Source organism: Stenotrophomonas sp. STEN240 (assembly GCF_056756175.1).
In genome coordinates this window covers 1-12,096 of sequence record NZ_JBRRBO010000034.1, presented here as the reverse complement: position 1 = coordinate 12,096, position 12,096 = coordinate 1, and the positions used below count along the sequence as shown (strand labels likewise).

Annotated in this window: 11 protein-coding genes; 9 read left to right on the top strand and 2 right to left on the bottom strand. The window is 63.7% G+C overall.

Annotated elements, in window-relative coordinates:
• Nucleotides 1-194: 194 nt before the first annotated feature.
• A complete protein-coding gene (locus ACVOKO_RS13970) occupies nt 195-1,412 on the bottom strand; it encodes a glycosyltransferase (protein ID WP_346499508.1) in 1,218 nt (405 codons plus the stop codon).
• A 223-nt stretch (nt 1,413-1,635) separates the two neighbouring features.
• Here ACVOKO_RS13970 and ACVOKO_RS13965 point away from each other — a divergent pair, with 223 nt between their 5' ends.
• The 7 genes from ACVOKO_RS13965 (at nt 1,636) to ACVOKO_RS13935 (ending at nt 7,749) form a co-directional block, all read left to right on the top strand.
• A complete protein-coding gene (locus tag ACVOKO_RS13965; RefSeq protein ID WP_346499507.1) occupies nt 1,636-2,328 on the top strand; it encodes a hypothetical protein in 693 nt (230 codons plus the stop codon).
• A 211-nt stretch (nt 2,329-2,539) separates the two neighbouring features.
• Complete coding sequence (rpmB, locus tag ACVOKO_RS13960; protein ID WP_057630274.1) at nt 2,540-2,776, top strand: 50S ribosomal protein L28; 237 nt, start codon at nt 2,540-2,542, stop codon at nt 2,774-2,776.
• Between the two features lie 10 nt (nt 2,777-2,786).
• Entirely contained in the window at nt 2,787-2,954 is a 168-nt protein-coding gene (gene rpmG / locus ACVOKO_RS13955; RefSeq protein ID WP_172675037.1) for a 50S ribosomal protein L33, read from the top strand.
• Nucleotides 2,955-3,106: 152 nt separating this feature from the next.
• Entirely contained in the window at nt 3,107-4,483 is a 1,377-nt protein-coding gene (locus tag ACVOKO_RS13950) for an FAD/NAD(P)-binding protein (protein WP_346499506.1), read from the top strand.
• 269 nt (nt 4,484-4,752) lie between these two features.
• Complete coding sequence (gene uvrD / locus ACVOKO_RS13945) at nt 4,753-6,948, top strand: DNA helicase II (protein WP_346499505.1); 2,196 nt, start codon at nt 4,753-4,755, stop codon at nt 6,946-6,948.
• A gap of 86 nt (nt 6,949-7,034) precedes the next feature.
• Nucleotides 7,035-7,211 (top strand): hypothetical protein, encoded by a 177-nt coding sequence (locus tag ACVOKO_RS13940; RefSeq protein WP_346499504.1) that lies wholly within the window; start codon nt 7,035-7,037, stop codon nt 7,209-7,211.
• A gap of 88 nt (nt 7,212-7,299) precedes the next feature.
• Nucleotides 7,300-7,749, top strand: a complete 450-nt coding sequence (locus tag ACVOKO_RS13935; RefSeq protein ID WP_346499503.1) for a universal stress protein — start codon at nt 7,300-7,302, stop codon at nt 7,747-7,749.
• Between the two features lie 218 nt (nt 7,750-7,967).
• On the opposite strand, the gene ACVOKO_RS13930 is transcribed toward ACVOKO_RS13935, so the two are convergent.
• On the bottom strand, nt 7,968-8,249 hold the full coding sequence (locus tag ACVOKO_RS13930) for a DUF2782 domain-containing protein (protein ID WP_346499502.1): 282 nt from the start codon (nt 8,247-8,249) through the stop codon (nt 7,968-7,970).
• A gap of 78 nt (nt 8,250-8,327) precedes the next feature.
• Here ACVOKO_RS13930 and polA point away from each other — a divergent pair, with 78 nt between their 5' ends.
• Together polA and ACVOKO_RS13920 are read left to right on the top strand one after the other, a co-directional pair.
• Nucleotides 8,328-11,096 carry a DNA polymerase I gene (gene polA, locus ACVOKO_RS13925; RefSeq protein ID WP_346499501.1) on the top strand — a complete coding sequence of 923 codons (2,769 nt, stop codon included), beginning with the start codon at nt 8,328-8,330 and terminating at the stop codon, nt 11,094-11,096.
• 397 nt (nt 11,097-11,493) lie between these two features.
• Nucleotides 11,494-11,976 (top strand): DUF421 domain-containing protein, encoded by a 483-nt coding sequence (locus ACVOKO_RS13920; RefSeq protein ID WP_346499500.1) that lies wholly within the window; start codon nt 11,494-11,496, stop codon nt 11,974-11,976.
• Nucleotides 11,977-12,096 lie beyond the last annotated feature (120 nt).

Sequence of the window (12,096 nt, the reverse complement as noted above, 5' to 3'; positions counted from 1 at the left end):
GCCACAACCGCCATGGGGAAATGATGACGGCCGCCATGGGCGGCCATTGCGTTAGCCGTACTGTGGGCACAGAGCGCGTCACGCCCCGTAGCAGTGCGCGCTCCACCAACTGTGGGTATTCAACCTCATCGCTTTTTGGCGGGGCCTCATCGTTGGGGTGGGTTGAAAAACCTGTACCGCACTCGGCTGTGCGCTCAGTGACGCAGTAGTGTCTCGATGTGCCGCACCGCGTTGATTACGCCATCCTCACTCATCATTTGTCTGCCCAATGCGGCAGCACGTGCGCGGGTCTGTGCTTGCTCGGCAAACGCCAAGGCGGCAACGAGTTCCCCATGCTGCAGGCGCTTTGCAGACAGCGCGGCCGGTGCCACCCCCAGTTTCTGCAGCCGATCGGCCCAGAAGAACTGATCGGCCGCAAATGGCATCACCAATGATGGAACGCCGGCACAGCAGGCCGAATGGGTGGTGCCACTACCGCCGTGGTGGATGACCAGCGAAGTACGCGGAAATAGCGCCTCGTGCGGGGTGTTGCCGATCACATGGACATTGGCAGGCAATGGCTGCTTGGGCAATCCTGCCCATCCCGGAAACAGCAGCACGCGGCGTCCGTCCAGCATCTTCAGCAAACCCGCCAGCACCACCTCGCGGTCGAAGCCCATCATGCTGCCGAAGCCCAGGTAAACCGGCCGCTCACCCGCATCGAGAAACGCCTGTAGCGCTGGTGAAGGTGACCATGTCTGCGCATCTTGGGCGCGCCATTGGCCGCAGACATGGTGGTTGCTTGGCCAGTCGGTAATGGCGGGCAGCAGGCAGGGTGATATGCCATACAGCATGGGCACATCGCGCCATAGGGAGTGCCGTGGTGGCATGCCGAGTACTTGTGTGCGTGCCTGGTTGATCGGTCGCCGGAACTGGCGCCAGATCAGTTGGTTCACCAGGTGGTAGCTCAGCCGGTTGAGCAGGCTCGGCACGTGGTTCGGCGGTAGGAAGGATGAGGCAAAGGCGCGTGTGGGAGTGATTGGAATCATGCCCGTACCGATCAGTGGCAGCTGCCGATGCTCGGCCACGCTCATGCCGATGAAGGCCGCCAGCCCGCCACTGAGGACGGCGTCGCAACCTTCGGCGGCGTTGTTGGCCTGGCGCATCCAACTGGCGGTATGGCGCATGGCGATACCGGCCAAGCCGCTGCTTGCAGCGCGTATGCCATTGCCACTGGCTACCAGGGCCGTCACTTCCGATTGGATGTCGCCCTCCAGTCCCTGGTGGGGTACGCCCAGTGCCTGTGCGCTGCCGAGGGTGCCGGCATAGGCCAGCAGGATGACCTCGTGGCCGGCATCGATCAGGCCGCGGCACAACATGGACAGCGGTCGTGTATCGCCTTCGGTGCCATAGGTCAGGGCCAGCAGTTTCATGGTTGGCCTCCATGGGCGTAACGGGTGTTGGCTTCCGGGTGAGCATATCCGGGCGGCAGGCAACGGTTGGCGTGTGTGATTGTGCGTGAATCGCCACCGGTGCGCTGCGCTTGCCCGGGCGACATGGGGCGGTGCGGTGACGTTTTGTTGCGTTGTCGTGCACTTGCCCTAGGTGTTGGTGGCTTCTAGAGTTGGCCGGGCGCAAGGGAATCGGAGTGAAACCATGGACGTGACGGTGCTGAGGCTGTTCGGTGTGTTGTCAGGCATGTTGGCGATCAATGCTCACGCCGAGGATTCCAGCATCTACATCGAGTTCCTCTGGTCCAAGCCGCCAGCGGGAGCGCTGGCCAGGCAGCAGGTGAGGCAGTTCGTCACAGAGGCCGGGCATGACCACCGGATCTGCGTGGCTGCCAATGCGAAAGCGGCCGACGTAGGTGGGCTGCAGTTGGAGGTTCTGGATGCGCGCGGGGCACGGATGTCGTTGCAGCAGCATCCCGATTATGTGGGTACCAAGCAGTGTTATCCCGCCGACCTGGGTCGTGATGGGGTGGCGGGAGACTGGACGGTGCGGGCGAGGCTTGGCGATGGCCGCAGCAAGGATGCAAGCCTGCGCGTCGATCACCGGTTGCAGGATTCACCCCGCTACCAGCTGCGTTCTGAGCCCTATGTGGTGGGGCGGCCAAATTACGATGCAAGCATCCCGCCGGAGCAATGGTCCGGCCGGTTGGTCTGGGCGGTGGACGTGGACCCGCAGGGCAGGGTCACCCAGGTCGAGGTGGAAGTGGCCGAAGGGGTGGGTGAGCGCCTGCGTGAACGGGCCATCGCCGCAGGCTACCTGACCCTGTTTCCGCCCGACCCGGGCAGGGCGGCCAGACCGCTGCGCTGGCGTCGCGAGCTGTCTTTTGCCCCCGATTGAGCCAATGCTGGGGCTTGGCTTGCGCTGATGGGGGCTGGCGGGCATAATACGCGGCTCGCTGTGTCCGGAATTCTCCGGATCGGTGGCCGGGAACACGTCATCTGGCCATCCTCGTCGGCGTAACCTTTTGAATCCCATGACGCGTGGCGGGTAACCGCCGGGGCCGCCGTCTTCCTGGCTAAGGAAGTCATCAACATTACCGAGGTGCGCAATGTCCCGCGTATGCCAAGTTTCCGGCAAGCGAGTGCAGACGGGTAACAACGTCTCGCACGCCAACAACAAGACCCGTCGTCGTTTCCTGCCCAACCTGCACGAGCGCCGTTTCTGGGTTGCCAGCGAAAACCGCTGGATCAAGCTTCGTGTTTCCGCGCATGCACTGCGCACCATCGACAAGAACGGCATCGATTCCGTTCTGGCTGAGCTGCGTGCGCGCGGCGAAAAGGTCTGAGGAGTAGACGATCATGGCAGGCAAGCGCGATAAGGTCCGTATGATTTCCTCGGCCGGTACTGGCCACTTCTATACGACCGACAAGAACAAGAAGAACACCCCGGGGAAGATGGAATTCCTCAAGTACGATCCGGTTGTTCGCAAGCACGTGATGTACAAGGAAGGCAAGATCAAGTAATCCTTCGGGGTTGTTTGAGCGCCGTTCCAAGCAGAACCCGCCGAAAGGCGGGTTTTGTGTTTCAGTGGCATGAAAAAGTTCCCGCCCTGCCTGCATGAATACATGCACTGGCAGCATCAGGCGCGGGTACTGCATCGCCTACAATCGGGCGGATGAGTGTTATCGATACCCCTGCATTGTGTGATCTGGCCATCATTGGCGGTGGCGCCGCCGGCGTACTTGCCGCCATCGGTGTACTGCGTGGCGCAAGCCAACCACTGCGTTTGCTGGTGATCGAGCCGAACCTGCCGCTGGCGCGTGGCGTGGCCTACGCCACCACCCGCGAGGAGCACGTGCTGAACGTGCCGGCCGCCAAGATGAGCGGCTTCCCTGAACAACCCGAGGACTTCCTCGACTATCTGTGTGACGTACAGGCCTTTCCCGCCTTGTCGCGTGAACAGCTGGCCTCGCAGTTCGTGCCGCGCCGCCATTACGCCGACTACCTGCGCTTGCGTCTGCAGCAGGCGCTGGATACCAGTCCGGCGCAGCTGGAAATCCTGGCGGTGCGGGTGCAGGCATTGCAGCCCAATGACGCCGGCGTGCTGCTGACCCTTGATACCGGCAGTTCAGTGCAGGCCGGGCGGGTGATTCTGGCGGTGGGCAATGCCCTGCGGCCGTTGCCTGCACGCGGCGCTGGCAGTCTGCCTGCCAGCCTGCGCGTGGAAGCCTGGGATTACCCGGCGCTGGGCGGCATTGCCGGCACGGCGGATGTGGCAATTATCGGCTCCGGCCTGAGCATGACCGACGCCGTCGCGACCCTGCAGGCCAACGGCCATCGCGGCCGCGTCCACGTCTTGTCGCGGCATGCGTTGCTGCCCTTGCCGCATGCAAAGGGCGCGGCGGCCGATTACGATCCCGAGCCGCTGCTGGCGATGAATCTACGCCAGCGGATGCACGCGCTGCGTGCCCATGCGGCCGAGGCGGCAGCACGCGATATTCCCTGGCAGAGCGTGATGGAGCGGATCCGTCCGCTGGGCCAGCGGCTGTGGCAGACCCTGTCGGGGGACGATCAGCGCCGCTTCCTGCGGCATGTGGTGCGCTATTGGGATGTGCACCGGCACCGCATTGCCGCGCCTGTGCACGCACAGCTGCTGGAGCTGCAGCAGTCCGGCCGCCTGCAGCTGCACCGTGGCCGCCTGGAAACCGCGGTCGCCGAGGGCGCCTGCGTCTGTCTGGGTGCACAGGACCGCCAGCGCCGGCCGCTGCAGCTGGAGGTGCAATGCGTGGTCAACGCCACCGGCGTGGAAATGCGCGCGCAGGCAATGCGCAATCCGCTGTTGCAGCAGGTGCTGGGCAGCGGCGTGGGCCGTGCCGGGCCACATGGGATTGGTCTGGATACCGCGGCGGACGGCAGCTTGATCGATGCCGAAGGCCGGGTGGAATCACGCATCCAGGTGCTGGGCAGCCTGCGTATCGGCAGCCTGTGGGAAAGCCTGGCCATTCCTGAATTGCGTGGGCAGGCCGCGGCTGCGGCAAAACAAGCCTTGTAGTGCCGAGCCATGCTCGGCAGAGGCCCTCCAAGCAAGCCCAAGTGCTCGGCAGAGGCCTTCCAAGCAGGCGCAGGTAGTGCCGAGCCATGCTCGGCAGAGGCGTTCCCGGTAAAGCTCCTGCCGAGCATGGCTCGGCACTACAGGGCGGTCTTCGGCAAGTCCCCTGCCGAGCATGGCTCGGCACTACAGATGCGGTCTTTGGCAAGTCTCCTGCCGAGCATGGCTCGGCACTACAGGAACCGTTGCGCTGCATCCCGTAAAATGGCGGCATGGATGTTTCCCACTTGCTCGACGGGCTGAACGCAGCCCAGCGCGAGGCCGTTTCCGCGCCTCTTGGTCACCACCTGATCCTTGCCGGCGCCGGTTCCGGCAAGACGCGCGTGCTTATCCATCGCATTGCCTGGCTCACCGAGGTCTGCGGTGTGCCTGCGCACGGCATTTTCGCTGTCACCTTCACCAACAAGGCGGCTGGCGAAATGCGCCACCGCATCGACCTGCAGCTGAGCCGCGGCAGCCGTGGCATGTGGATCGGTACCTTCCACGGCCTGGCCCACCGCCTGCTGCGTCTGCACTGGGCCGATGCCAAGCTGCCCGAGGCCTTCCAGGTGATGGATTCGGACGACCAACTGCGCATGATCAAGCGTGTGGTGCAGCAGCTGGAGCTGGACGACAGCAAGTACCCGCCCAAGCAGGTGATGTGGTGGATCAATACGCAGAAGGATGAAGGCCGCCGCCCGCAGCACATCCAGCCTGAGCCGCATGACCAGTGGGGCGAAACCCTGCGCCAGGCCTATGCGGCCTACCAGGAGCGCTGTGATCGGGCGGGCCTGGTCGACTTCGCCGAGCTGCTGCTGCGCGCGCACGAACTGCTGCGCGACAACCCGGCGCTGCTGGCGCATTACCGCGCCCGCTTCCGCGAGATTCTGGTCGACGAGTTCCAGGACACCAACGCCATCCAGTACGCCTTCGTGCGCGTGCTGGCCGGCGACAGCGCGCATGTATTTGTGGTTGGTGACGATGACCAGGCTATCTATGGCTGGCGTGGTGCCAAGGTCGAGAACGTGCAGCGCTTCCTCAAGGATTTCCCGGGCGCGCAGACCATCCGCCTGGAGCAGAACTATCGCTCTACCGCCAACATCCTCGGCGCCGCCAATGCGGTGATCGCGCACAATCCGGATCGCATCGGCAAGGAGTTGTGGACCGATAGCGGGGACGGCGACCCGATCGATCTGTTCGCCGCCTACAACGAAATGGACGAGGCGCGTTATCTGGTCGAGCGTGCGCGGCAGTGGGTGCGTGATGGTGGCAGCTACGGCGATGTCGCCGTGCTCTACCGCAGCAACGCACAGTCGCGCGCCTTCGAAGAAGCGCTGCTCAGCGAGCAGGTGCCGTACCGCGTGTATGGCGGCATGCGCTTCTTCGAGCGTGCTGAAATCAAGGACGCGCTGGCCTACCTGCGCTTGATGACCAACCGCAACGATGACGCGGCGTTCGAGCGTGCGGTGAATACGCCAACGCGTGGCATCGGTGAGCGTACGCTGGACGAAGTGCGGCGTATCGCCCGGCAGCAGGCCTTGCCGCTGTGGGAAGCGGCGATGCTGGCCACGCAGGGCACGGATCTGACCTCGCGTGCGAAGAATGCCTTGGCTGGCTTCATCAACCTGGTGCAGCAGATCACCGCCGAAACCGGCGAGATGGATCTGTCCGAGCGTATCGATCACGTGTTGTCGCGCTCGGCGCTGCGTGAGCATTGGGGCAAGGAAAGCCGCAACGCGCTGGATTCGGAATCGCGCACCGACAACCTTGACGAATTGATCTCGGTGGCCTCGCGTTTCGTGCGCCGCGAAGACGATATCGAAGAAGGTGCCGAGGACATGAGCGAGCTGGTCGCCTTCCTGTCCTATGCCTCGCTGGAAGCCGGTGAAGGCCAGGCGCAGGCTGGCGAAGAAGGCGTGCAGTTGATGACGCTGCACTCGGCCAAGGGCCTGGAATTCCCGCTGGTGTTCCTGGCCGGCATGGAAGAAGGCCTGTTCCCCAGTGCACGTTCGCTGGAAGAAAGTGGGCGCCTGGAAGAAGAGCGTCGCCTGGCTTACGTCGGCATCACCCGCGCGCGCCAGAAACTGGTGCTGGGCTATGCCGAATCGCGTCGCATCCACGGCCAGGACAACTACAGCCTGCCGTCGCGCTTCCTGCGCGAGATCCCGCGCGAGCTGCTCAATGAAGTCCGCCCCAAGGTACAGGTCTCGCGCCCGGCCTCGCTCGGTGCAAGCCGGTTGATGGGTGGCCACGCCAACATCGAGGCACCGCCGATCAAGCTCGGCGCATTGGTCAATCACCCGAAGTTCGGCGAAGGCATGGTTACCGACTACGAAGGCAACGGCCAACACGCGCGCGTGCAGGTCGAGTTCGCCGACGCCGGCAGCAAGTGGCTGGTGATGGCGTATGCGAATTTGACGGTGATTTGATTGGTTCATGGGCGCCGATGAGCTGTCGGTGCCCATGATCTGTGCGGAGAGCTGCCGAGCATGGCTCGGCACTACAGGTTTGCGGCGTGTTGCTGCAGCTGCTCCCAATCCAGATCGAATTTGGCCAGGTATTTGCGCAGGCGTCGGTGTCGTTGGTGCTGGCGCGTTGGCATTTCGACAGCCAAGGCGAGCGCGGGCAGGCCGCGAAGGCGGGGGCTCGCCGGGTGAGCGGACCACACTGCGAGGTATGGGTCAGCCGTTGATCGGCCCGGTTTGATCTTGCGCAAGGCATGGGGGCAACATCGGGTGTGCAATGGTGTCCCCACCACCCTTCAACCAAGGAGAACTGCCATGTACAAGCGCATCCTGATCGCCACCGATGGTTCGGAGCTTTCCGCCAAGGGGTTGGCCAAGGGCCTGGAACTGGCCGCCCAGCTGGGCGCGCACGCCGACATCGTCACCGTTTCCGAGCCGTGGGCGGTGGGCATGTACGACGCCATGGGCTGGAGTGCCGGCTATGAGGCCAGCCCGGAGTACAAGAAAGACCGAGAGGAAGCCGCGCAGAAGATCCTGCAGCCGGCGCTGGAAGCGGCACACGCAGCCAATGTGGCCGATGTACAGACCCATCACGTGCTGGACCGCTACGCGGCCGACGGCATCATCGACACCACCAAGGCCTGCAACAGCGACCTGCTGGTGATGACCTCGCATGGCCGCCGGGGCGTCACCCGCGTACTGCTGGGCAGCCAGACCGCCGAAGTGCTGGCCCGCAGCACGGTACCGGTACTGGTGATCCGCTAAGGCTTTGAGCCCCCTCCCTTTTGCCGCAGGCAAAGGGGAGGGTTGGGGAGGGGTGCTTTTTGCTGTGACCCCAAAGAAACAAGAAGCCAAAATCAACAAAGCCCTCGAACGAGGGCTTTGTCTTACCGGGTGAATAGGCTTGCCGGCCTTCAGGCTTGGCTGCCCAAAGCACCCCTCCCCAGCCCTCCCCTACGCTTCGCGCAAGGGAGGGGGCAAGATCACCAGCTATACAGCTTCCAGTACACCGGCTTGGTGCCGTCCTTGTCGCTGTCCATGCGGCCGTCGCCATCGCGGTCGTACATGTAGAACGGTGCACCGCGCGACGGGGTCACCTTGACCATGCGCAGAGCGCCGCCGACGCGGTACTCCTCGATGGTGTCGCCGTTGTCCATCGCCTTGCGCGTGACATCCGCACCTTTGACATCTACCGGCGGTGAACCGCCGCCCATGCTGGCGCAGCCGGCCAGGGCCAACAGGGGGATCAGCAGCAAGGATTTCATGGTGGTGCTTCCTTCGGTGGGAATGGCCCGATTATGCCTGTCTACGTGCAGCAACGGCCCGCCGCGTAGAATCAGCGCATGAGCAGATTAGTCCTGATAGACGGGTCCAGTTACCTGTACCGTGCGTTCCACGCACTCCCGCCCCTGACCAATGCCAATGGCGAGCCTACCGGCGCGCTGTTCGGCGTGGTCAACATGCTGCGTTCCACGTTGAAGGAAAAGCCCGAATACGTCGCCTTCGTGGTCGATGCGCCGGGCAAGACCTTCCGTGACGACATGTACGCCGATTACAAGGCCAACCGCCCACCGATGCCCGATGAGCTGCGCTCGCAGGTGCAGCCGATGTGCGACATCGTGCAGGCACTGGGCATCGACATCCTGCGTGTGGACGGGGTGGAAGCCGATGACGTGATCGGCACGCTGGCGCTGGCCGCCGCTGCCGACGGGCTGGAGGTGACCATTTCGACCGGCGACAAGGATTTCGCCCAGCTGGTGCGCCCGGGCGTGGTGCTGGTCAATACCATGACCGGCAGCCGTACCGATTCGGACGCGGCGGTGATGGACAAGTTCGGCGTGCACGCCGGGCAGATCGTCGATTACCTGGCGCTTATGGGCGATACCGTCGACAACGTGCCGGGCGTGGACAAGTGCGGGCCCAAGACCGCCGCCAAATGGCTGGCCGAGTACAAGGATCTGGACGGCGTGATTGCCGCCGCGCCGGCCATGAAGGGCAAGATCGGCGAGAACCTGCGCGCTGCGCTGCCGCGGTTGCCATTGAACCGTGAGCTGGTCACCATCCGCACCGACGTGCCGCTGCCGCAGGGCCCGCGCGATCTGCAGCTGCGCGAGCAGGATGTGGAATCGCTGCGCGGCCTGTATGCGCGTTACGGCTTCACCCAGGCCCTGCGTGAGCTGGGCGGGGTGGCCGCACCGGATGTTGCCAGCGACAGCAAGCCCAGCCTGCGCGGCACCGCCGCCGGCTATGCCAAGGCGGCCGACAGCGAACCGGTTGTTGGCCTTGATCCAGCCATGGCGGTAAAGGGTGAATACGAAACGGTATTCACCACTGAACAATTGCAGGCCTGGGTACAGCGGCTGCAGGCCGCCGATGAGTTCGCCTTCGATACCGAAACCGATGCACTGGACGCGATGCGCGCCAACCTGGTCGGCATCAGCCTGGCGGTGGAGCCGGGCAAGGGCGCATACATCCCGGTCGGTCATATCTACCCGGGTGCACCGGCACAGCTGCCGATGCAGCAGGTGCTGGATGCACTGCGTCCGCTGTTGCAGGACGCCAGCAAGAAGAAGCTCGGCCAGCACGGCAAGTACGACATCCATGTGCTGCGCCGCCATGGCGTCGATGTGCAGGGCTATGCCGACGACACCATGCTGGAAAGCTTCGTGCTCAATTCCACTGCTACCCGCCATGACATGGACTCGCTGGCGCAGCGCTACCTCGGCTACACCACCACCAAGTTCGAGGAAGTGGCGGGCAAGGGCGCAAAGCAGATCTCCTTCGCCCAGGTCGGCATCGATGAAGCCGGTGCCTATGCGGCCGAGGATGCGGATATCACCCTGCGCCTGCACCGCGTGCTGGGCCCGCAGCTGGCCGCCGTGCCGTCGCTGGAAAGCGTGTACCGCGATATCGAAATGCCGCTGGTGCCGGTGCTCGCACGCATCGAAGCCAATGGCGTGCGCATCGACATGGCAGAGCTGAAGCGGCAAAGCAGCGACCTGTCCGCGCGCATGCTGGCCGCGCAGCAGAAGGCCACCGAGCTGGCCGGCCACACCTTCAACCTGGATTCGCCCAAGCAGCTGCAGGCGGTGTTGTTCGATGAGCTGGGTTTGCCGGCGCTGGTGAAAACCCCCAAGGGCCAGCCCAGCACCAACGAAGAAGCGCTGGAAGCGATTGCCGAGCAGCACGAACTGCCACGGGTGATCCTGGAATACCGCGGCCTGGCCAAGCTGCGCAGCACCTATACCGACAAGCTGCCGGAGATGGTCAACGCCGATACCGGCCGCGTGCATACCAGCTACCACCAGTCGGGTGCGGCAACCGGGCGGCTGTCCTCATCCGATCCCAATCTGCAGAACATCCCGATCCGCACCGACGATGGCCGCCGCATCCGCCAGGCCTTCGTGGCGCCGCCGGGGCGCAAGCTGATGGCCTGCGATTACTCGCAGATCGAGCTGCGCATCATGGCGCACCTGTCCGAGGACCCTGGCCTGGTGCGCGCGTTCGAACAGGGCGCCGATGTGCACCGTGCCACCGCCGCCGAAGTGTTTGGGCGCGCGCTGGAAGAAGTGACGCCGAACGAGCGCCGCGCCGCCAAGGCGATCAACTTCGGCCTGATGTACGGCATGAGCGCCTTCGGCCTGGCCAAGAACCTGGGCATCGACCGCGGCCAGGCACAGGATTATGTGGCGCTGTATTTCAGCCGCTATCCGGCGGTGCGCGATTTCATGGAGAGAATGCGGGTGCAGGCACGTGAGCAGGGTTATGTGGAAACCCTGTTTGGTCGCCGCCTGTATCTGAACGATATCCACGCCCGCAACCAGGGCCTGCGCGCCGGCGCCGAACGCGCCGCGATCAACGCACCGATGCAGGGCACCGCCGCGGACATCATCAAGCGCGCCATGGTCAGCGTGGATGGTTGGCTGCAGGGGCACAGTGACAAGGCCAAGATGATCCTGCAGGTGCACGATGAACTGGTATTCGAGGCCGATGCGGACTTCATCGACGTGTTGCGTGGCGAAGTCGAGCAGCGGATGGCGTCTGCGGCGAGCCTGCGTGTGCCCTTGGTGGTTGACACCGGAATCGGGGAAAATTGGGATCAGGCTCATTGATTTTCCAGTTTCTTAACCAGAAAGTATTAGTAAATGAAACAATGCGTCGCGTTACATCGTATTTATTAAGTACGGGCGCAGTTTGCCTTATGAATCTCTCCTTAATCTTTCTGGCAGAACGACAGAATCTTCACGAACCATCAAGGTTGAGGATGCTCATATAGCCCTCGACAGACGCAATGTCTGTCACGGATCTCTCCCATCCCCTGGAGCAGATCTCGGAGCGGGGATTCCTCCCCAAATGCCCGCTCCCCGGCCCCGTCGACCCCCCCCTGGTCGGCGGGGCTTCTTTTTGGGCGAAACAAAACCTTGCCGCGCGCGTTGTTGGCGCCAGCGTTCTCGCATCATCTTTATCCGTGGTGATCGACGATGGCAGCCTGGGAATGCGGAGGGCGTCATGTCGGATCTATTTGCGCTGGCCATGCCTTGGTGGGAGTTCGTGCTGCGCGCGGTAATCGTCTACGTGGTGGTGCTGGTGATGGTGCGGGTTGCCGGCAAGCGCACGCTGGGCCAGTTCACGCCCTTCGACATGTTGTTGCTGGTGCTGTTGGGCAACGCCGTGCAGAACGCCTTGCTGGGGCAGGACACCTCGCTGGGTGGCGGCTTGCTGCTGGCGGCCACGTTGATCGCGCTGAATTACTTCGTCGGCTGGATCACCACCCGCAGCGCGGTGGTCGAGCGGGTGATAGAAGGCGAGCCGGTGGTGCTGGCCCGGCACGGCCACGTGCTGCAGAAAGTGCTGCAACGCGAGCTGGTGAGCAAGGCCGACTTCGCCAAGGCGATGCGCGATGCCGGCTGCGACGACGTGGATGAAGTGGAAGTAGCACTGCTGGAGACCAACGGCCACATCACCATCATCCTCAAGAAGGACAAAATGTAGTGCCGAGCCATGCTCGGCAGGGGCGTCGCAGATGTAGTGCCGAGCCATGCTCGGCAGAGGCATTACCAGGAATCCAAACTTGTAGGAGCGGCGTAAGCCGCGAAGCTGGTGGTCTACCCG

What these genes read in the sequence shown, in the direction of transcription:
- ACVOKO_RS13970 (WP_346499508.1), bottom strand. Translation starts at nt 1,412, where the DNA reads ATGAAACTGCTGGCCCTGACCTATGGCACCGAAGGCGATACACGACCG.
- ACVOKO_RS13965 (WP_346499507.1), top strand. Translation starts at nt 1,636, where the DNA reads ATGGACGTGACGGTGCTGAGGCTGTTCGGTGTGTTGTCAGGCATGTTG.
- rpmB (WP_057630274.1), top strand. Translation starts at nt 2,540, where the DNA reads ATGTCCCGCGTATGCCAAGTTTCCGGCAAGCGAGTGCAGACGGGTAAC.
- ACVOKO_RS13950 (WP_346499506.1), top strand. Translation starts at nt 3,107, where the DNA reads ATGAGTGTTATCGATACCCCTGCATTGTGTGATCTGGCCATCATTGGC.
- uvrD (WP_346499505.1), top strand. Translation starts at nt 4,753, where the DNA reads ATGGATGTTTCCCACTTGCTCGACGGGCTGAACGCAGCCCAGCGCGAG.
- ACVOKO_RS13935 (WP_346499503.1), top strand. Translation starts at nt 7,300, where the DNA reads ATGTACAAGCGCATCCTGATCGCCACCGATGGTTCGGAGCTTTCCGCC.
- ACVOKO_RS13930 (WP_346499502.1), bottom strand. Translation starts at nt 8,249, where the DNA reads ATGAAATCCTTGCTGCTGATCCCCCTGTTGGCCCTGGCCGGCTGCGCC.
- polA (WP_346499501.1), top strand. Translation starts at nt 8,328, where the DNA reads ATGAGCAGATTAGTCCTGATAGACGGGTCCAGTTACCTGTACCGTGCG.
- ACVOKO_RS13920 (WP_346499500.1), top strand. Translation starts at nt 11,494, where the DNA reads ATGTCGGATCTATTTGCGCTGGCCATGCCTTGGTGGGAGTTCGTGCTG.